At 60.9% G+C, this 18,327-nt stretch carries 19 protein-coding genes and 2 pseudogenes; 7 read left to right on the forward strand and 14 right to left on the reverse strand.

Annotated features, from left to right (window positions below; translation table 11 throughout):
* Positions 1-10: 10 nt before the first annotated feature.
* Positions 11-823 carry an alpha/beta fold hydrolase gene (locus EYC95_RS09325; RefSeq protein ID WP_131060088.1) on the forward strand — a complete coding sequence of 271 codons (813 nt, stop codon included), beginning with the start codon at positions 11-13 and terminating at the stop codon, positions 821-823.
* A gap of 118 nt (positions 824-941) precedes the next feature.
* Here EYC95_RS09325 and dsbG read toward each other — a convergent pair whose 3' ends face one another.
* The 4 genes from dsbG to EYC95_RS09345 all read right to left on the reverse strand — a co-directional run bounded on the left by dsbG (position 942) and on the right by EYC95_RS09345 (position 5,062).
* Entirely contained in the window at positions 942-1,712 is a 771-nt protein-coding gene (gene dsbG / locus EYC95_RS09330) for a thiol:disulfide interchange protein DsbG (RefSeq protein WP_131060089.1), read from the reverse strand.
* The gene (locus EYC95_RS09335; RefSeq protein ID WP_131060090.1) at positions 1,688-2,554 is read right to left on the reverse strand and encodes a TlpA disulfide reductase family protein; all 867 of its coding nucleotides are present in this window, start codon (positions 2,552-2,554) and stop codon (positions 1,688-1,690) included. Before EYC95_RS09335 ends, dsbG begins: the two co-directional genes overlap by 25 nt.
* Entirely contained in the window at positions 2,554-4,287 is a 1,734-nt protein-coding gene (gene dsbD, locus EYC95_RS09340) for a protein-disulfide reductase DsbD (RefSeq protein WP_131060091.1), read from the reverse strand. Before dsbD ends, EYC95_RS09335 begins: the two co-directional genes overlap by 1 nt.
* A gap of 82 nt (positions 4,288-4,369) precedes the next feature.
* Positions 4,370-5,062, reverse strand: a complete 693-nt coding sequence (locus tag EYC95_RS09345; protein WP_131060092.1) for a hypothetical protein — start codon at positions 5,060-5,062, stop codon at positions 4,370-4,372.
* A 295-nt stretch (positions 5,063-5,357) separates the two neighbouring features.
* Between EYC95_RS09345 and EYC95_RS09350 the strand changes: the two genes are divergently transcribed.
* The 5 genes from EYC95_RS09350 (at position 5,358) to EYC95_RS09370 (ending at position 9,900) form a co-directional block, all read left to right on the forward strand.
* Positions 5,358-6,041 carry a response regulator gene (locus EYC95_RS09350; RefSeq protein WP_131060093.1) on the forward strand — a complete coding sequence of 228 codons (684 nt, stop codon included), beginning with the start codon at positions 5,358-5,360 and terminating at the stop codon, positions 6,039-6,041.
* Entirely contained in the window at positions 6,038-7,363 is a 1,326-nt protein-coding gene (locus EYC95_RS09355) for an ATP-binding protein (RefSeq protein ID WP_131060094.1), read from the forward strand. The genes EYC95_RS09350 and EYC95_RS09355 overlap by 4 nt, the downstream gene beginning before the upstream one ends.
* 252 nt (positions 7,364-7,615) lie before the next feature.
* The gene (locus EYC95_RS09360) at positions 7,616-8,101 is read left to right on the forward strand and encodes a GNAT family N-acetyltransferase (protein WP_131060095.1); all 486 of its coding nucleotides are present in this window, start codon (positions 7,616-7,618) and stop codon (positions 8,099-8,101) included.
* A gap of 77 nt (positions 8,102-8,178) precedes the next feature.
* The gene (locus EYC95_RS09365) at positions 8,179-9,591 is read left to right on the forward strand and encodes an aspartate aminotransferase family protein (protein WP_131060096.1); all 1,413 of its coding nucleotides are present in this window, start codon (positions 8,179-8,181) and stop codon (positions 9,589-9,591) included.
* Positions 9,592-9,672: 81 nt separating this feature from the next.
* Positions 9,673-9,900 (forward strand): MbtH family protein, encoded by a 228-nt coding sequence (locus EYC95_RS09370; protein WP_131060097.1) that lies wholly within the window; start codon positions 9,673-9,675, stop codon positions 9,898-9,900.
* 177 nt (positions 9,901-10,077) lie between these two features.
* Here the strand turns inward: EYC95_RS09370 and EYC95_RS09375 are convergent, their stop codons facing one another.
* The 8 genes from EYC95_RS09375 to EYC95_RS09410 all read right to left on the reverse strand — a co-directional run bounded on the left by EYC95_RS09375 (position 10,078) and on the right by EYC95_RS09410 (position 16,365).
* Positions 10,078-11,049: a metal ABC transporter solute-binding protein, Zn/Mn family gene (locus tag EYC95_RS09375; RefSeq protein WP_131060098.1), complete on the reverse strand. Its 972-nt coding sequence runs from the start codon at positions 11,047-11,049 to the stop codon at positions 10,078-10,080.
* The gene (locus EYC95_RS09380) at positions 11,050-11,949 is read right to left on the reverse strand and encodes a metal ABC transporter permease (RefSeq protein ID WP_102353972.1); all 900 of its coding nucleotides are present in this window, start codon (positions 11,947-11,949) and stop codon (positions 11,050-11,052) included.
* Complete coding sequence (locus EYC95_RS09385) at positions 11,949-12,650, reverse strand: metal ABC transporter ATP-binding protein (RefSeq protein ID WP_371928412.1); 702 nt, start codon at positions 12,648-12,650, stop codon at positions 11,949-11,951. The genes EYC95_RS09380 and EYC95_RS09385 overlap by 1 nt, the downstream gene beginning before the upstream one ends.
* 131 nt (positions 12,651-12,781) lie before the next feature.
* Entirely contained in the window at positions 12,782-13,708 is a 927-nt protein-coding gene (locus tag EYC95_RS09390; protein WP_131060100.1) for a metal ABC transporter substrate-binding protein, read from the reverse strand.
* 35 nt (positions 13,709-13,743) lie between these two features.
* Complete coding sequence (locus EYC95_RS09395) at positions 13,744-14,316, reverse strand: DUF6162 family protein (RefSeq protein WP_131060101.1); 573 nt, start codon at positions 14,314-14,316, stop codon at positions 13,744-13,746.
* Complete coding sequence (locus EYC95_RS09400; protein ID WP_131060102.1) at positions 14,313-14,636, reverse strand: hypothetical protein; 324 nt, start codon at positions 14,634-14,636, stop codon at positions 14,313-14,315. Before EYC95_RS09400 ends, EYC95_RS09395 begins: the two co-directional genes overlap by 4 nt.
* Positions 14,633-15,175 (reverse strand): thiamine pyrophosphate-binding protein, encoded by a 543-nt coding sequence (locus EYC95_RS09405; RefSeq protein ID WP_131060103.1) that lies wholly within the window; start codon positions 15,173-15,175, stop codon positions 14,633-14,635. The genes EYC95_RS09400 and EYC95_RS09405 overlap by 4 nt, the downstream gene beginning before the upstream one ends.
* Positions 15,175-16,365: a PepSY domain-containing protein gene (locus EYC95_RS09410; protein WP_131060104.1), complete on the reverse strand. Its 1,191-nt coding sequence runs from the start codon at positions 16,363-16,365 to the stop codon at positions 15,175-15,177. The genes EYC95_RS09405 and EYC95_RS09410 overlap by 1 nt, the downstream gene beginning before the upstream one ends.
* A 432-nt stretch (positions 16,366-16,797) precedes the next feature.
* Between EYC95_RS09410 and EYC95_RS30530 the strand changes: the two are divergent.
* Positions 16,798-17,100, forward strand: a pseudogene (locus EYC95_RS30530) (aconitase family protein); the annotation flags it as partial.
* Here the strand turns inward: EYC95_RS30530 and EYC95_RS09420 are convergent.
* Positions 17,088-17,291 (reverse strand): annotated as a pseudogene (locus tag EYC95_RS09420) (alpha/beta fold hydrolase); the annotation flags it as partial. The pseudogenes EYC95_RS30530 and EYC95_RS09420 overlap by 13 nt on opposite strands.
* Before the next feature lie 425 nt (positions 17,292-17,716).
* A complete protein-coding gene (locus tag EYC95_RS09425) occupies positions 17,717-18,175 on the reverse strand; it encodes a VOC family protein (RefSeq protein ID WP_131060105.1) in 459 nt (152 codons plus the stop codon).
* Positions 18,176-18,327 lie beyond the last annotated feature (152 nt).

An 18,327-nucleotide genomic window follows, 5' to 3' on the forward strand; every position in this document is an offset into this window, starting at 1 on the left:
GAGACAGTCAATGCCCTTCGTAACGATTGACGGACAAGCCCTTCACTACATCGATCAAGGCACCGGCCCGGCAGTGCTGCTGGCTGGCAGCTACCTGTGGGACCAGGCCATGTGGGCGCCGCAGATTGCTGCGTTGTCGCAACACCACCGAGTTATTGCCCTGGACCTGTGGGGTCACGGTGAATCCGGGCCACTTCCCGAAGGCACGCAATCGCTGGATGACATCGCCCGTCAGGTCTTGGCGCTGCTCGATCATCTGGACGTTGATCGTGTCACGCTGGTCGGTCTGTCGGTGGGTGGCATGTGGGGCGGGCGACTGGCGCTGGCCGCGCCACAGCGGATCAACGGCCTGGTGCTGATGGACACCTACGTCGGCGTCGAGCCGGAACCGACTCGCCAATACTATTTCTCGCTGTTCAAGCAGATCGAAGACACTGGCGTGATCGCGCCGCAGCTGCTCGACATTGTGGTGCCGATTTTCTTCCGTCCGGGGGTCGATCCGCAGTTGGCGCTGTATCAGGATTTCCGCGCCAAACTGGCTGCGTTGCCGTCCGAACGTCTGCGTCAAAGCATTGTGCCGATGGGGCGGATTACGTTTGGTCGGGATGATCTGTTGCCGCGTCTGGGCGAGCTGAATCCTGAAACGACGTTGGTGATGTGTGGCGATCAGGACAAACCGCGGCCGCCGTCGGAAACGAAGGAAATGGCTGCGTTGATCGGTTGCTCGTACGTGCTGGTGCCGGAGGCGGGGCATATCTCCAATCTGGAGAATCCGCAGTTTGTGACCGAGGCGTTGTTGAAGTTTCTGGCTGAAAGAAATTAGTCGATCTTTCGGACGCCTTCGCGGGCAAGCCTCGCTCCTACAGGATTGTGTCGATCACAGAATCGCGAACGACACGATCCTGTAGGAGCGAGGCTTGCCCGCGAAGGGGCCGGTGAGATCACTTCGGCCCTAGAATCTTCACCAACTTGTCCGGCGAAGGCGCGCCTTGCTGTTGTTGCAGCTCGCCCTTGTCATCCATGTAGAAAATCGCTGGGGTGGCCTGCAGCTCCAGGTCTTCCATCAGTTGCATGTTTGCCGCCAGTTTCGCCTGAATCGCTGGCGGCACGTCTTTCAAGGCTTTCAGCGAGCTGCTCTTTCCTGACTTTTCGTGATCTTCCAGCGCCTTGCTCGGGTCCTTGGCGGCCAGCAGCGCGGCGGATTTGCCCGGGCTGTCTTCGCGAATGATCCCGACCATGATGTGCCGCAGCTGTACCTTGCCAGCCTTGACCCATGGCCGCGCCTGTTCCCAGAACATGTTGCAGTAAGGGCAGTTCGGATCGCTGAACAGATAGACGACGCGCGGCGCATCCTTTTTGCCGTCACCGATCCAGTTGCTGGCCTCCATCTTGCCCCAGACTTCCTTGGCCATCGGTGCATAAACCAGTTTCTGCAATGGCGCGCTGCTCAGGTCATTGCCGTCGGCGTCGTACAAATTACCGAGCAACACGTGCTTGCCGTCCGGAGTCAGGTACAGCGCCATGCCGCGGCTCTGGTATTGCGCGGCATAACCGCGCAGACCGTCGGGTGCGTCGAACTGACCGACGATTTTTGCGCCCTTGGCTTCGATCTTCTTGATCGCCTCAGGCAATTCTTCGGCGGCCTGCACCGACGGCAGGTGCAGCAACGCTGCGCCCAGGGTCAGCGTCAGCAGGTGGCGGAGGCGGGGCATGGCAGTTTCCTTGAAGAGGTGGCCGGTACGGCAGGAGAGGGTGTGTCGAAGTTTTCCAGGGCGCGGGCCAGGCTGGCGTCCGAGAGTTCGCCCAAATGGCTGCCCAGCAATCGACCGTCGGGGCTATAGAACAGCGTAGTCGGCAATGCCATGGAACCCACGGCCTGACCCAATCGGCCGCTGCCGTCGAACAGCACGTTGGTCAGGCTCAGGCCCTGGGTTTCGAGGAAGGTGCTGACGCTTTGCATGCTTTCGGCCTGATTGACGAACAGGAAGGTCAGGTCCGGACGCTGTTGCTGGGCGTTTTCCAGCACCGGCATTTCCCGGCGGCACGGCGGGCACCAGGTGGCCCAGAGATTGATGACCAACGGCCCACCCTTGTAGTCCGCCAGTTGCACGGTTTCGCCGGCGGCATTGCGCAGGGCGATTTCCGGCAGGCGCGTGCCTTGTTCGTAAATACTCAGGGAGAAGGTCGCCAGCAGCCAGAACGCCAGACCGCTGGCCACGCCGAAGCCCAGCGGGCGGCGCAAACCCGGTCGACGCCAACCGCGAAACAGCGCGGTGAGCAACAGCACAATCACCCCGGGCCAGGCGAGAAAACCGCCATCGCGCAGGTCGATGATCTGCCACGGATCGTTGCGATAGTGCGCCCAGTAGGCGACCACGAAACCGACCCGCGCCGCCAGCATACCCAGCAAAAACAGGCTGAACAGCGCTGATTCCGGGTTTTCGCCGCCGCGCTTGGCCACCCGCCAGCCGACAAACGTCGCCAGCGCCAGGGCACTGATCAGCAGCAAATGGTTAAGCGCGATGGCAAAGGTGCCGAGGGTAAAGGTCAGCATTAACGGGCGTCTCGGGTGGTGGTCCAGCGTTGCAGGAAGGTGTCGGCATCGACCTCGCCGGTGATGCGCTGGCTGCGGCGCTCCTGGCCGTCTGCGCCGATCCACAGAAAACTCGGTGGCCCCGGCACTTTATAACGGCCGAGCAGTTCGCGGCTGGCGGCATTGTCGGCGGTCACGTCCAGCCGTAGCAAGCGCACATCACTTAGCGCTTCCATCACATTGGCTTTGCCGAAGACCTGTTTTTCCATGACCTTGCACGACACACACCAGTCGGCGTAGTAGTCCAGCAGCACCCATTGGCCCTGGGCCTGGGCGGCGTCCAGTTCCCGTTGCAGCGCGGCGGGGTCATTGATGGTCGTGAACGCCTCATGACCGGTCGGACGAGCAGCGTTGCCGGAAGCGGAGGCGCTGTAGACCTGCAACGGTTTGAGCAAATCATCACCGCCACCGGCGGCGCCGATCATCAGCAGACCACCCCAAATCCCGAGCAACAGCGAACTGGCGCCGAACAGATGGGCGACCCGGCCGAACCCTTCCGACTGTTTCCAGGCGCTGTAGGCGGCAATCAGCAGCAAGGCACCGCACAAACCGATCCACAGCGATTGATCCAGCACCGGGCGCAACATCAGCAGCGCAGTGGCGAGGAACAGGAAACCGAACACGCCTTTAAGCAGGTTCATCCACGCGCCGGGTTTGGGCAGAAATCGATTGCCGACGGTCACCAGCAACAACAGCGGCACACCAATGCCGATCCCCATGGCGAACAGAATCAGGCCGCCATGCAGCGCATTGCCGCTTTGCGCAATGTAGAGCAGGGCGCCGGCCAATGGCGCGGTCATGCACGGGCCGACCAGCAACCCCGACAACGCCCCCAGCACGCCGGCACCGATCAGGCTGCCGCCGCGTTGATTGCGCGAGACATTTTCCAGCCGATCACGCACGGCCACCGGCAATTGCAGCTCAAAGAAACCGAACATCGGCAACGCCAGCAGGACAAATATCGCCGCGAAGCTGCCCAGCAGCCACGGGTTCTGCAACAGGGCCTGAAGGTTCGCACCAAGCAGCGCGGCCAGCACGCCCATCGCCGCATACACCAGCGCCATGCTCACCACGTAACTGGTGGCCAATGCGAAACCGCGTTTGGGCGTGGCCCCACTGCCGACGATCAACCCGGCCAGGATTGGCAGCATCGGCAACGAGCAAGGGGTGAAGGCCAGCAACAGGCCCAGACCAAAGAACACCAGCAAGCTCCAGCCCAGCGCCCGTTGTTGCAGGCCGCTGGCCAGGGCCTGGTCCGGTGCTTCGTTTGCGGCGGCCGCGACGCTGCCGCCCAGATCCACGACCTGGGTTTGCGGTGGATAACACAAACCGGCATCGGCACACCCCTGGAATCCCACCTTGATCTGACCGGTGGCACCCGCCGGAATCTTCAGCTCCAGGCCTTGGCGATAAACCTGTTGTTCGCCGAAGAACTCATCACTGTGCGCTTCGCCTTCAGGTAATGGCGGATGCTGCTCCGGGGGCAAACCCTCGAATTTCAGGCGTTTCTGATAAAGGTAGTAACCATCGGTAATCTGCCAATAAAGCTGTGTTTCACCCGATTCAAGGCGTTCGGAGGTAAAGACGAAGGCCTTTTCCACCGGCAGGAATTCAGGTTTGGTATCGAACGGATTGGTCCCTGCCTGGGCCACACCCGAGATCAAGAGAACAAAAAACAGAAACAGTCGACGCATGGGTAAGCCTTATCCCTGTGCAAGTGAGGTGCACAATGGGAGGCGGCGATTAACCGATGATTAACCGCGCCTCCACGGGGACTCAGTCGCGGAACAAACCTGGCCAAGCCTCGTCATTCATCCCGTGCGGGCCGGAATGCAGATAGTTTTGCTGGATGTTGTAGATGAGAAATTGGCCTCTATCCAAAAAAATATAGTAGTAACTGTCGGCAAACGTTCTATCGTTTTGTGCGGCTGTAACGATGCGGTGTTTAAATGGCTCTAATCCTGGCATGGAGGTGGCGGTAATTTTTTCGTGGATCAATCGATTTTTTAGATAGTCAAAAGAGAGGTAGTGTCCGTCGTTCAGAAGGAAACGAAACAGGAACTTTTTGCCCCCAAGTTGCCACCAGGTCCCCGCTACAATGCGGTCGAAATAAGGGAATATTGGTGCCCATATCGAACGTTCAACGCGATAGTGGTTTACTGCCTTGTCTTGATCCTGGTCGTATTTACAGACCATCGGGGTTTCGCCGTGGTAATAAAACAACCAGGTAAAATCGTCGGAGCCGTCACTGTTGTTCAAGTCTGTGGTGGTGAAGCCGAATCGCAGGTGTTTGGCGTATTGGTGAAAGCCAGGCCATGAGTCTTGCGTGGTTTCTCTAGGGTAACTCTCAGGGACTCGATGATCCCCCAGATCAAATCTTGTGTAGGTGTTTGTGTCTTTAAAGAAAAAGTAAATGCGGTCTTTGCCGGCGCGCCAATCGGTGGCGACAAAGTTGTTGAAGTTTGGCATGGGCTGACTCCTTTCAGCTGAGTGAGGACTCTTTCTTTTGTCGGATGAAGTCTTCATGTCTTTATATCGTTAGTTTTTGTGTTGCGTGTTTTTCTGCGGGAGTAAGCTTATCGTAGTAAGTCTTTTTATAATAAAAATTTTTAAAGTTGTTTGTTTCGCTGTGCAACTAAGTTGTTCGAGCAGGCTCGTGTAATCAAGATGACAGAAAGCTGCGCTGTTCGTCAGGCGCCGCAGTTGCCATAATTGCGCCTTAATCCTCAACTGCTTGAATCGCGTTTTTATTCCTGGAGCGCCCATGCACGTACTGGTTTGCGAAGACGATGAGCTGATCGCCAGCGGCATAGTCGCCGGCCTCACGGCCCAAGGCCTGACGGTGGAGCACGTCGCTACCGCGTCGGCGGCCCGGGCGATGCTCAAGGTGGCTGAGTTCGACGTTATGGTGCTCGACCTTGGCTTACCCGATGAGGACGGCCTGAAGCTGTTGCAGCAGTTGCGCCACGGCGGCCTGGAGATTCCGGTGCTGATTCTCACGGCGCGGGACGCGGTCACTGACCGCGTTGACGGGTTACAGGCCGGCGCCGACGATTACCTGCTCAAGCCGTTCGACCTGCGTGAACTCGCCGCACGCCTGCACACTTTGTTGCGACGAGTGGCGGGGCGCAGCGTCAATCTGATCGAACACGGCCGTCTGACCTACGACCCGAGCAGCCGCGAAACCATGCTCGGCGGTCAGTCCGTCGACCTTTCGCGCCGTGAACAGTCGCTGTTGCAGGCCTTGTTGCATAACCGTGGCCGGGTACTGTCCACCGAACAACTGAAAGACAGCGTTTATGGTTTTAACGATGAGCTGGAAAGCAACGCCCTCAACGTGCATATCCATCACCTGCGGCGCAAACTCGGCAATGGCATTGTCGAGACCGTGCGCGGTCTGGGTTATCGCCTGGGGCCGGCCGATGGTGGAGAGGAATTGAAAAAGTGATGAGCCTGCGTTTGCGCCTGAGCCTGACGCTCGGCGCCGCCTTTGCGCTGATCTGGGCCCTGGCGGCGGCCTGGATGCTCAGCGATCTGCGCAACCAAATGATGTTTTCCCTCGACCAGCGGCTGGTGGCATCGGCGCGCATGGTCGCCGGCCTGATGGAGCAGTTGCCGGCGTTGCCGAGCAAGGGCGAGGGCACGCATTTCAGCGCTGAACAACTGAATATCCCCGGTGGCATGGCCTGCCAGGTCAGTTCGTTGCGCGGCGAAATCCTCGCCCGCAGTCACACCGACCCGCAACAAACCCTGGAAGCCGAGAAAATGGGCTTTCACGATCAGATGATTGACGGTGCGCCGTGGCGCAGCTTCACCCTGGCCCGCGGTGATCTGCGCATCACCACAGCCGATCGGCAAATCGAGCGCGAGGCGCTGAACATGTCGATCCTGCTGGCCGCTTCGGTGCCGGTGGGCGTGGCCTTGCTTGGCTGCTTGTGTCTGTTGTGGCTGGGGATCGGTCAGGGGCTGGCGCCACTGAACCGGATGCGCGATGCCTTGATGCGCCGTAGCGCAGACTCTCTCGAGCCCTTGCAGATTCAGCCGTTGCCCAGCGAACTTCAACCGTTGCTGGACACCCAGAATCAGCTGTTCCAGCGCATCGGCAAGACCATCGAACGCGAACGCCGCCTGACCGGTGACGCGGCCCACGAATTGCGCAGCCCGCTGACGGCGATCAAAACCCACCTGCAAGTGGCGCGCATGACCGAGGGCGCGGCCCGGGATCAGTCCCTGGCCCGAGCCGAAGAGGGCGCCGACCGCATGCACCGCACGCTGGAACAATTGCTGTTGCTGGCGCGGGTCGAGGGCAGTCTGTCGTTCGATGACGGCGTGCAATGCAGCGCCGAGCAAGTGGCGAAACTGGCGATTCAGGATGCCGCCAGCGGTGATCGTCGACGGATCAAACTCTCTATGCCGGCGAAATTCTCCGATGCACCGGTGCAAATGCCCGCGGTGCTGTCGATCGCCGCATTGCGCAACCTGCTGGACAACGCCCTGCGCCATACCCCGGGCGATGGGGCGGTGGAACTGAGCCTGGAAACCACCGGCAGTCGTGCGCGCTTCCTGGTCCGCGACCACGGCCCGGGCATTGCCGAAGACGACCTGCAACACCTGACCCAACGCTTCTGGCGCCACGGCCAGAGCACCGGGTGCGGATTGGGCCTGGCGATTGTCCAGGCGATTGTCCAGCGGTGTGGCTGCACCCTGCATTTTGACAGCCGACCGGATGGGTTGCGGGTTGAATTGACGATGCCGTTACAACCCATCTAACCAACCCCCAATCCCCTGTGGGAGCGAGCCTCTGTGGCGAGGGGATTTATCCCCGTTGGACTGCGCAGCAGTCCCATTTTTTGGGGCCGCTTCGCAGCCCAACGGGGATAAATCCCCTCGCCACAAAAGCCCGCTCCCTCAGGGATCTGCTGTGTTGCACATCAAATGTAACTTCTCTCCATTGGTATTCCGACGGCCACCAGCGCTATCGTCCCCGGCAGCTTTTTCTCAATGGATTGAGGTAACAGCGCCATGGATGCATCGATTCACATCTGCAAGGCAACCCCCGCCGACGCCGGCATCATCAGCCGGATCGTCGAGCGCTCCATTCGCGTCGGCTGCGCGCTCGACCATCGCAACGACCCTCGAACCGTCGCCACCTGGACCCACAACAAAACCATCGAACACGTGCAACCCTGGCTGACCGACCAACGGTTGTACCTGAACATCGCCCTGTTGCAGGACAAACCGGTTGGTGTCGCCATGGCGGCGGTCAGTGGCAAGGTTGCGTTCTGCTACGTGCAGCCGGAATGGTTTCGTCGCGGTGCCGGAGAGGCGCTGGTACACGACCTCGAAGGCTGGTTGATCAACCGGGGGCTGGCTCAGGCACGACTTAACAGCACCCGCACCAGCGAGGCCTTTTACCGCCATTTGGGTTACCGGCCCTGCGCCGAAATCTTCACCGTGGCCGGGCTCCACGCCATTCCCATGCGCAAAGCACTGACACCGCCTTCATAGAAAGCTGATCGAGGGTCTAAATCCTCGGCGCCCTGATGCGTTTCCAGAACAGGAAAACCTTATTGAGGGGTCGAGAGATGTCAGTCGCTACCAGCCTTATGGAAGATCAGTCGGCCAGGATCACTCCGGCGCCGGCCGAGACGCTTTATCAATTCAACGAATCGCCGCTGCTGGCCCGTCAAAACCAGCAGGAATCGAATGCCCGCAGCTACCCGCGGCGCATTCCCCTGGCGCTCAAACGCGCCAAGGGTATTTATGTCGAAGACGTCGAAGGCCGCCATTTCATCGACTGCCTGGCCGGCGCCGGGACCCTGGCCCTGGGGCATAACCATCCGGTGGTGATCGAAGCGATCCAGCAAGTGCTGACCGATGAACTTCCGCTGCACACCCTCGACCTGACCACGCCGGTCAAGGATCAATTCGTCCAGGACCTGTTCGGTCTGCTGCCACCGACCCTGGCCGCTGAAGCGAAGATCCAGTTCTGCGGCCCGACCGGCACCGACGCGGTGGAAGCCGCGCTGAAACTGGTGCGCACCGCCACCGGACGCAGCACCGTCTTGTCGTTCCAGGGCGGTTATCACGGCATGAGCCAGGGCGCCCTGAGCTTGATGGGCAGCCTGGGGCCGAAAAAACCGTTGGGTGCCTTGCTCAGCAACGGCGTGCAGTTCATGCCGTATCCCTACGATTACCGCTGCCCGTTCGGGCTCGGCGGCGCGCAAGGGGTGAAGGTCAACCTGAGCTACCTGGAAAACCTGCTGAATGATCCGGAGGCCGGCGTGCAATTGCCGGCGGCAGTGATTGTCGAGGCAGTGCAAGGCGAGGGCGGGGTGATCCCGGCCGATCTCGATTGGTTGCGTGGCCTGCGACGTATCACCGAAAAGGCCGGCGTGGCGCTGATCGTCGATGAAATCCAGAGCGGTTTCGCCCGCACCGGCAAAATGTTCGCCTTTGAGCACGCCGGGATCATTCCCGACGTTGTGGTGATGTCCAAAGCCATCGGCGGCAGCCTGCCGCTGGCGGTGGTGGTCTATCGCGACTGGCTCGACACCTGGCTGCCGGGCGCCCATGCCGGGACCTTCCGCGGTAATCAGATGGCCATGGCGGCGGGTTCTGCGGTGATGCGTTACCTGACCGAACACAAGGTCTGCGAGCACGCCGCCGCCATGGGCGAACGCTTGAGCGAACACCTGCGCATCCTGCAGCGGGACTACCCGCAACTGGGCGATATTCGCGGGCGCGGCTTGATGCTGGGCGTTGAACTGGTCGATCCGACGGGTACGCCCGATGCACTGGGTCATCCACCGATCTTCGGTCGCCTGGCGCCACTGGTGCAGCGTGAATGCCTCAAGCGCGGGCTGATTCTTGAGCTGGGCGGCCGTCATGGCGGCGTGGTGCGCTTCCTGCCGCCACTGGTGATTACCGCTGCGGAAATCGATCGGGTGGCCGAGATATTCGGCCGGGCCATGGCCGCTGCGACTACCAGCCTGTAAATTTTTCCGCACCAGGAACGTTCCTTCTACATACCGGCTGCGCACGCAGTGCAGCCCACCCTACAGCGATGGAGATACACCATGACGTCAGTATTCGACCGCGAGGACATCCTCTTTCAGGTCGTGGTCAACCACGAAGAGCAATACTCGATCTGGCCCGACTACAAAGCCGTGCCTGGCGGCTGGCGCACCGTGGGCAAGAGCGGTCTGAAAAAGGAATGCCTGGCCTACATCGAAGAAAACTGGACCGATATGCGCCCGTTGAGCTTGCGTCAGAAGATGGACGAGCAGGCGGCAGTCGCGAACTAAGTCACGGCGCAAAAAGAAGCCCGCTGGACTGTTAGCAGTCAGCGGGCTTTTTCATGTCTTGTATTTGTATTGCCTGTCAGGCCGTCTTCGCGGGCAAGCCTCGCTCCTACAAGGATTGCGCAAGACCTGTAGGAGCGAGGCTTGCCCGCGAAGAACGATAACGCGGTCCAACTGACGTTACGCCCCGCTCAACCCCTTGATCAGCAAATCCACATTCCCTTCCAGCTCAACCACCGGATCCGCCGCGTCCACACTCAACACCAACAACCGACTGCCTGCCTCGGCAATCACCGCTTTCACCGCATCCGACGGCTGTCGATGATGCAACACCACCGCCACGTCATTTTCCTTCAGTGTCACGCCCAGTTGCTTGAGTGCTTCAGGTGTCCACTCGGCATCCGGGCGTGCATCGAGACCGATCAGCTCCAGATTCAGCCCGCCAATCAAATAGCTAAAGTGATCGCTCAGGCTCATCACGCTGAGGTTATCGGCACTGGCCAGGTGTGCTTCGCTGTCCGCGCTGAGCTTGAGCAACCGCTGCTTCAACGCCGCCAGGTTAGCCTCGATTTTCGGCTTGGCCTCGGGCGCCAGGCGCACCAGGTCTGCCGCCATCACATCCGCCATCCGCCCCATGTTGTTGCTGGAAAACCACGGCTGACTGTTCAACCCGTCGACCTTGTTGCCCGGCTGCACGGCGATACCGGCCAAGGCGCCGTCCACCGGGCGGGCGGCATCGATTTCAATGATGCGGATGTTGCTGCGACGAGCATTCGGGTACAGCGGATCGTCCGGCCACAATGAGCGCAGACCAATCACCGCATCGGCGTCGGTCGCCAGTTTGGCCAGCGCCGGAGCGCCACGCCCGGTGAAGTACGCCGTCTGCCGGGTCCCGGGCAGGTTGGCCGGTGCCGCGCGCTCGATGGAAACATCGGTGCCCTCAAGCAGCACGCTGCCCAGGCCAAACGTAATTGGCAACGAGGCCAGGACCAGCACCTTGTGCGTCGATGTTGCGGCGAAGAGCGCGGTATTGCCGACACCATTACTGGCCAACATGCGCATCGGTTCGAAGTGATCGATGGCGAACGCGCTGAAAGAAGCGGGTCCACACAAAGCCACGGCCAGGGTCAATTGACGCAAAGTAAAAGACATTTATCCGAGATTCCCTTTCAGACTTGGGACAACGCCACGCGCAATCGCGGCCAGGGCAAAAGCGATACCGGCAACCAGAATGATGGCGGCACCGGACGGAATCGGCAGGTCGAAGATGATCGGCGCGAGGATCCCGCACAGCGTGCTGACCGTGGCGATCAGCACCGAGCACCAGAAGAAGCCCTTCAGCGATTGGCTGAGCAAGCGTGCTGCCGCGGCTGGAATCACCAGCAGTGCACCGACCAGAATTGCGCCGATGACTTTCACCGCGGCCACGGTGATCAGGGTCACCAGAATCACAAACAGATAATCCAGGGTCTTCACAGCCACACCGCGAACCGCCGCCAGTTGCGGGTTGAAACTGGCCAGCATGATGCGGTTGTACAGCGGCAAGGCCAGCGCCATGACCAGTGAGCCGACGATGGCCAGCACCAGCAGGTCATTACCGTTGACCGTCAGCACCGAACCGAACAGCACGTTTTCGAGGATGTGCACGTTGATCTTGCCCGCCAGGATCAGCAGCAGGCTCGCGCCCAGCGCCAGCGACACCGAGAGAAACACGCCGATCAACGTGTCCGGTGCCAATCCCGTGCGGTTGCGCAGGTAGTTGAGCAGGATGCCGAACAGCAGGCAGTAACCGAACAGGCTGCCGTAAGGCCCGGTGTACGGTTCGCCGAGCAGGATGCCGATGGCCACGCCGGTCAAGGCCGCGTGGCCCACCGCTTCGGAGAAAAACGCAAAGCGCTTGACCACCACCAGCGTGCCCAGACCGCCCAGCACCGGCCCGATCAGCAAACCGGCGAGCAGCGCGTTGACCACAAATCCGTAGGCCAACGCTTCAGGCAGGTAACCCGAAGACGCCCATCCCTGGACCATCAAACGAAAGGCTTCATAACTCATCAGGCAGCGCTCCGTGGATGGGTGGAGAACAGGGTCAGCAAGCGCTCCGGAGTCAATGCCTGCTTGGGCGTGGCATCGAACAGCACCCGGCGATTGAGCCCGGTGACGCGATCCGCCAGCCGTCCGACCGCTTCCAGATCATGCTCGATCCACAGCACGGTGATCCCGCTCTGGCGCCAGTCGCTGAGCAGCCGTTCGAACACCTGGATACCGGCCTCGTCGAGGGCCGACATCGGTTCGTCGAGCACCAGCAACTGCGGCGCCGGGATCAGCCCTTGAGCGAGCAACACGCGCTGACGCTCGCCGCCGGACAGCGCGCCCATGCGCCGCTTGCGCTTGTCCTGCATGCCGACCTGTTCCAGGGCTTCACCGATCGCTGCCGCGTAATGCTTGCTCAAACCGAGGAATGCGGGACGGCGCTGGCACATGGCGGCCATGAAATCGTCGACGGTCATTGGCAGGCCGCGATCGAATTCCAGCGCCTGAGGTACGTAGCCGATGGTCCCGGGTGTACCGGGCCATTGCAGGCTCAAGCGGCCCTGATGCGGCATCTGTCCGAGCAGGGTCTTGATCAACGAGCTCTTGCCGCCACCGTTGGGGCCTACCAGCGCATGCACGCTGCCGGGCTGGACCTGGAACGTCACGTGGTCGAGGATCGTCGTGCGGCCCAGCGTCAAACTGACCTCCACAAAATCCAGCATCGGCCCCGCACTTTGTGGGAGCGGGCTTGCTCGCGAAGAGGGAGTGTCAGTCGACATCAATGTTGACTGACCCACCGCTTTCGCGAGCAAGCCCGCTCCCACAGGGGGTTCGCTGAGGGTTTCTTTAGCGGTCATTGGCCCGACTCCTGAATCGCCCGGACCACCGTATTGAGGTTGCCGGTCATTTCCTTTTGATACTTGTCGGCGGTGTATTCGCCATAGGAAATGTGCGACAGCGGGTAGAGCTTCACCCCGGACTCACGCTGGATGGTCTCGACGTAGGTAGACGGGAAATCCATCTCCGAGAAGATCACCTTCACGTCCAGTTCCCGCAGTTGATCGATGGTCTTCTTCAACTGGCTCGGGCTCGGCTCGATGCCGTGGGCCGGCTCGACCACGGCGGTCACTTCCAGGCCGAATTCACGCAGCAGGTAGTCATACGCCGCATGCACCGTGGCCACCCGCAGTTCGGCGTTCGGCGCCTCGGTCAGTTTCGCCAGGGCGTCGGCGCGCATCTGCCGCAGGCGTTTGCCGTAGGCGCGGGCGTTCAGGGTGTAGGTCTTGGCATTGGCCGGGTCGAGCTTGCCCAGCTCCCGGGCGATGTTGTTGACCTGGGCAATGGAAGCGCTGATCGACAGGAAGGTGTGCGGGTTGACTACTTTGCCGGCACCACGTGCGGCGACCCCGGTGGCGGCCAGCAGCGGCACGTTTTCGTTGGCTTCGATCACCGGGACGTTCGGCGTTTCGCTGGCGGCGATCATGCGGTCGGCGAAGTCGTCATGACCGACGCCGTTGAGCACGACCACGTCCAGCCCGCTGATGCGCTTGATGTCTTCGGCGCGGGGCTCGTAGGCGTGCGGGTTGAAACCGGCCGGAATCAGCGGCACCACCTCGGCCTTGTCACCGACGATGTTGGCCACGTAGCTGTAGTAAGGGTGCAGGGTGATGCCGATGCGCAGGCGCTTGGCTTCCTCGGCGCTGGCCAGTGGCGTCAGCAGCAAGGCAAGCACGCCGACCAGCAGCGGGCGCAGGAATGAGCGTTGAGATGAAATAGGCATGGGAAAGCGGTCTTCTCTCGGGTGAAGGCGAGGGTTCAGTGCCGGTGCTGGCGGGTCACGCCGGCATCGAATTGCGCGACGATCTGCTGCCAGCCAGCGCTTTCGAGCGCGGCGTCAGTGAGGTCGGTCGGGGCCGCGAGGGCTTTGCCGCGGTGGAGCCAGACATCGGGTGCGTCGTCGTCAGCGGTCAAACGCATCAGAAACGAACCGGCCACGGCGGGCGTCTGGCTCTGACCGAAGTAAGCCTTGGCGGCGAGCAACTGCCAGGCATGGCCGCCGCGGCTGACGGAACTGGCGTCCTGGGCGAATGGCGCGAAGCCTTCATCGGCAAGATTTTGTGGTGTCGGCAGCGCTTGCTGTTCCTGGCGCAGCAGGTGAATTTCGTCCAGGGTCACCCGCAGGTCGGCGTAGATCCCTTGCTCGGATGCGCTCAGGTCGCGGCGGGCATCCAGTTGATGGCTGCCGACGCTGCTGACTTCCTGAGACTCATGGCGCCACGCGACCACAGAACCGGCCACCGCCAGGATCATCAGGCACAGCAGCAACACAAACAGGGTTTCATGGCCGGCACCGGCCGGGCGGACGACCTGCGTAGTTCGCGTACTCATGGGGCTTCGATGTCCGCTTGGTCGATCTCGACGACGTGGCCGGGGCCGGCGTCGAACAACACGTAAAACTCGGCGCCGGGCTTCTTGAAGGTCAGGGTCGAATCGGCGCCGAGCTTGCCCGGTACCAGGATGGTTTCGTCGTAGCCGATCACGTCCAGCGTCACCCCCGGCGCGCCGCTGCCGTCGGAGAAACCGCCCGTGCATTGGATTTGTTCGGCGTCGATGGCTTTGCATTCGCACATCGGGTTGTGGGCCAGGGCGCTGGCGCTGAAGCCGGCGCAGAGCACCAGCAAAGCCGCGTTTAGAGAACGTAGCGTCATGGTTTGCCTCCTTGTTTGTTCAGCCACGCGAGGGTGGCGGGGGATGCCTGGCTCAGCGGGATCGACGCTTGATGCATCGCGCCGTCCCAGCCTTCCATGGTGATCCACAGTTCGGCGTCGGCTTTGGTCTTTTCCGGAATCGGCAACATGGCGCCCATGCGGTACGGCGTGCCGAAGAAAATCACCCCGGCGGCGCGCAGGCTGCGCGGTTTGCCGATGCGCAAGTACGTCGCCTTGACCTGATCGCGACAGCTGTCGCACAGCGCCGCGTTGAAGTTCTTCATATAGCCGGCCGGGCCGTCAAGGGTCGGTGCTTCGTTGCGCAATTCGGCGAGGCGCAGGCTCCAGGGCCCGACCTGAACTTCACCGATTTCCCGCTCACCGAGCCCGGTGTCGCCGCGAAACAGCGCCGCGTCGGCAAAGTACTTGGGCATGAACCCCAGCGGCACCAGCAACAGCAGAACGTTGATGTGGAAGCGCCATTTGTGCCAGAAGCGGCTGAGTTTCGAGGCCGGTTTGTCGGCGGCGAACAGGCTCATTAGCTGACCTCCGTGGTTTCACGGCTTGTGACGGCGGCCGCGAGCGGACGTTTGTCTTTTCGCTTGAGGGCATTGGCCGTGGCGAGGGCGGTGCGTTTGGTCCAGATCAACAGGCCGCTGAGGACCATCATGCTCAGGATCAAACCGAAGAAGAACCAGATCAGCTTGATCCAGATGCCGCCGAAATCACCGGTATGCAACGGCCGCATGGATTCGGTCACCAACTCAAGGCCGGAACGGTCCGACAGCAAGCGGGTGGCGGCGATATCGCCGGTGTACGGGTTGATCTCGGCGGTCTGGAACATCAAGGGATACCAACTGCGACCGCCCACCGTGAGGTAGCTGTAGGCATTGGCGGGCATGCTGACGAAGCTGTCTTCCAGACCGGGGATGCGTTCTTTGGCCTGCGCAATCGCCGCCTCCAGACTGATCATCGGCGCGGGCGAGCCATCGGTGCTCACTGGCACGCTCTCACGGGGGACCACCAATGCCACGGGAGCAGTGGAAATCGACACTTGGTTATCGAACATGAACGCTTGAATCAGGAACCAGGTGCTGGTGATGGAGATCACCGCGATGAACCAGATCGACCAGATGCCGCTCAGGCGGTGAAAGTCGCCCCAGAAAATCCGTGCGCCATGACGGATGCGCAACGTCGGGCGCAAGAAGCCCTTCCAGAAACGCTTGTAGACCACCAGCCCGGTCACCAGGGACGCCAGCAAGGGCAGGCTCAGAAACGACACCAGGTACCAGCCCCAGCTGTAACCGTTGGTGAACGGCACCAGCCACCAGCCATGCAATGCACGGGTAAAGGCCTGGAAATTGAATGGCGGGGCGGTGCCCTGAATCACGCCGCTGTACGGGTTGACGTAAACCGTCAACGAGCGACCATCGGGGTAGCTGAGGTTGACATCAAGCGCGAAGTGCGACTCGTCGGGCCGGCTGATGCCCTCGACCAGCGTGTTCGGTTCCGCTTTCTTGATGGCGGCGGTGATCTGGTCATAACTGAGCAGCGGCGCATCGTCCGTGGGTTGGCTGGCGCGCATTTGCGGGTTGGCCAGCCAGACGATTTCCTGACTGACCACCGCCAGCGTGCCGGTGACACAAACGATCAGCACGAAAAACCAGATCGGCAAGGCCAGCCAGCTATGGACCAGAAACCAGAGTTTTGAGCGGGATTTCTTCGACATGATTAAAGGTCTTGTATCGATGAGAGGGCCTCTGCTGCGGGCTTCCCAGCGATGAGGTCCATGAAAGGCCGGCCCGTGGCTTTTGCCTACGCGAACTGACTGCATCTTTATAGGACGGATGAGGATCGGAAATCCCGAAGCGGCATATGAAAGTAAATGTTTCGCGTTCCCGCCAATCCACACACACAACCTCTGTAGGAGTGAGCCTGCTCGCGATAGCGGTGGTTCAGCCAACATCAACGTGACTGACACACCGCTATCGCGAGCAGGCTCACTCCTACAAGGGATCTGCGTTCACTTCAGGCTGGGGGGTTCTTCGATCCAACACGAACCATGGTTCACGGGATCACTGTTCGGCCATTGATGGCGATGTCCCACTCCCTAAGATGGAGCTCAGACGCCTTTCACCCGCGAGCCTGAGCGAGCACCTCCATGACTCGAGCAAGAACCCTCTACGACAAACACATCGACTCCCACACGGTGTGTCGCGTCGATGACCAGTGCCACGTCCTGTTGTACATCGATCGCCAAGTCATCAACGAATACACCAGTCCCCAGGCGTTCAGCGGTTTGCGCGAAGCCGGACGCGGAGTCTGGCGTGGCGGAACCGCGCTGGCCGTGGTCGATCACGTCAACCCCACCGCCCCGGTGCGCGTCGCCGCCATGCCGGACCCCGGTGGCGCGCGGCAGGTGTCGTACCTGGCGGAAAACTGCCGGGACTATGGTTTGCCACTGTCACCGTTACCGCGCAGGTCGGCGGCGACCACGGTGAAGTGCTCGGCCAGTTGTTCGGCGACCTTGTGCCAGATGACGTGGGTCTGCGGGTGACCGTGCAGCAACAGCAGGCCCGGCCCGCTGCCGCCGATGCGGTAGGCAATGTCCACACCGTTGACGTGGCGCTGGTCTTTCAGGAATCCGGCGAACATGGGGCGAGTCCTTGTTGTAGTTGCCTGCATCCTGAAATCGTTGCGCGGTCAGGGCAAGGCGCAAAGCGTGGTGCGCTTGTTCATGAAGTGTGTTCGAGGAGATAGGCGGTGCCTTTGAGGGCCTCTTCGCGAGCAAGCCCGCTCCCACATTTGATCTTCATCAGGCACAAGTTGTGTGTTCACAGAAAATCAAATGTGGGAGCACTCTGGCTGGGCACCACGCTTGTACTGTTCGAGGTCGGCTCGTTCAACTGTTCGGGCTCAATAACCAGAGTGGAGAGGTGAATGGCAGCATGGGCTCCCACACGTGCTTTAAGCACCCCGGGCGTTCAGCTTGCCACTCACCGCTCTCATCCTCAGTCTAAATCCTGCGCAAGACACAAGCGGGCTTGCTCGCGAAGGGGCCATAGGCTCCACCGAGGATCTCAACCCTGCTGAAACATCTCCTTAGCCCGCTGCTCAATCTGCTCCTGCGTCAAATCCTCCTTGCGCGTAGCCAGGAACCACAAATGCCCATAGGGATCTTTCAACGTCCCCGAGCGGTCGCCATAAAACTGATCCTTGACCTCGGACACCACCGTGCCGCCCGCCGCAATCGCCTGTTTATAAGACTTGTCCACATCGTTCACATACAAATGCAGACCCACGGACGGCGATTTGTCCGGATTGCTCAACGGCCCCTGATCACACGGTGTGCCCAGCATGATCGGGCAATCGCCGATGCGCAGTTCGGCGTGGCCAATGCTGCCATCAGGCATGGACAGGCGCATGATTTCGGTGGCGCCAAAGGCTTTCTTGTAAAACTCGATGGCTTCGGCTGCTTTCTGAATGCCCAGATAAGGCGTGATGCTGTGATAACCCTCTGGTATGGGTTTGACGCTCATGACGGTGCTCCCTTGTTGTTGTGAGTTGAAGGTGTTCCTTCGCCGATTTCCGGTCGGATAACTATAGGTCAGCGCCTCTTGCGCAACCGAGTGCCCGACGAGCAGCAGCGTCACTGTTCAGCCATCAACAGTGCAGCAGCAGATTGCTCGGG

The organism is Pseudomonas sp. BGI-2, assembly GCF_004310295.1.
GTDB lineage: Bacteria > Pseudomonadota > Gammaproteobacteria > Pseudomonadales > Pseudomonadaceae > Aquipseudomonas.

What these genes read in the sequence shown, in the direction of transcription:
- EYC95_RS09395 (WP_131060101.1), bottom strand. Translation starts at nt 14,316, where the DNA reads ATGAGTACGCGAACTACGCAGGTCGTCCGCCCGGCCGGTGCCGGCCAT.
- EYC95_RS09390 (WP_131060100.1), bottom strand. Translation starts at nt 13,708, where the DNA reads ATGCCTATTTCATCTCAACGCTCATTCCTGCGCCCGCTGCTGGTCGGC.
- dsbG (WP_131060089.1), bottom strand. Translation starts at nt 1,712, where the DNA reads ATGCCCCGCCTCCGCCACCTGCTGACGCTGACCCTGGGCGCAGCGTTG.
- EYC95_RS09400 (WP_131060102.1), bottom strand. Translation starts at nt 14,636, where the DNA reads ATGACGCTACGTTCTCTAAACGCGGCTTTGCTGGTGCTCTGCGCCGGC.
- EYC95_RS09325 (WP_131060088.1), top strand. Translation starts at nt 11, where the DNA reads ATGCCCTTCGTAACGATTGACGGACAAGCCCTTCACTACATCGATCAA.
- EYC95_RS09370 (WP_131060097.1), top strand. Translation starts at nt 9,673, where the DNA reads ATGACGTCAGTATTCGACCGCGAGGACATCCTCTTTCAGGTCGTGGTC.
- EYC95_RS09335 (WP_131060090.1), bottom strand. Translation starts at nt 2,554, where the DNA reads ATGCTGACCTTTACCCTCGGCACCTTTGCCATCGCGCTTAACCATTTG.
- EYC95_RS09360 (WP_131060095.1), top strand. Translation starts at nt 7,616, where the DNA reads ATGGATGCATCGATTCACATCTGCAAGGCAACCCCCGCCGACGCCGGC.
- EYC95_RS09410 (WP_131060104.1), bottom strand. Translation starts at nt 16,365, where the DNA reads ATGTCGAAGAAATCCCGCTCAAAACTCTGGTTTCTGGTCCATAGCTGG.
- EYC95_RS09345 (WP_131060092.1), bottom strand. Translation starts at nt 5,062, where the DNA reads ATGCCAAACTTCAACAACTTTGTCGCCACCGATTGGCGCGCCGGCAAA.
- EYC95_RS09350 (WP_131060093.1), top strand. Translation starts at nt 5,358, where the DNA reads ATGCACGTACTGGTTTGCGAAGACGATGAGCTGATCGCCAGCGGCATA.
- EYC95_RS09405 (WP_131060103.1), bottom strand. Translation starts at nt 15,175, where the DNA reads ATGAGCCTGTTCGCCGCCGACAAACCGGCCTCGAAACTCAGCCGCTTC.
- EYC95_RS09365 (WP_131060096.1), top strand. Translation starts at nt 8,179, where the DNA reads ATGTCAGTCGCTACCAGCCTTATGGAAGATCAGTCGGCCAGGATCACT.
- dsbD (WP_131060091.1), bottom strand. Translation starts at nt 4,287, where the DNA reads ATGCGTCGACTGTTTCTGTTTTTTGTTCTCTTGATCTCGGGTGTGGCC.
- EYC95_RS09375 (WP_131060098.1), bottom strand. Translation starts at nt 11,049, where the DNA reads ATGTCTTTTACTTTGCGTCAATTGACCCTGGCCGTGGCTTTGTGTGGA.
- EYC95_RS09385 (WP_371928412.1), bottom strand. Translation starts at nt 12,650, where the DNA reads ATGCTGGATTTTGTGGAGGTCAGTTTGACGCTGGGCCGCACGACGATC.
- EYC95_RS09425 (WP_131060105.1), bottom strand. Translation starts at nt 18,175, where the DNA reads ATGAGCGTCAAACCCATACCAGAGGGTTATCACAGCATCACGCCTTAT.
- EYC95_RS09380 (WP_102353972.1), bottom strand. Translation starts at nt 11,949, where the DNA reads ATGAGTTATGAAGCCTTTCGTTTGATGGTCCAGGGATGGGCGTCTTCG.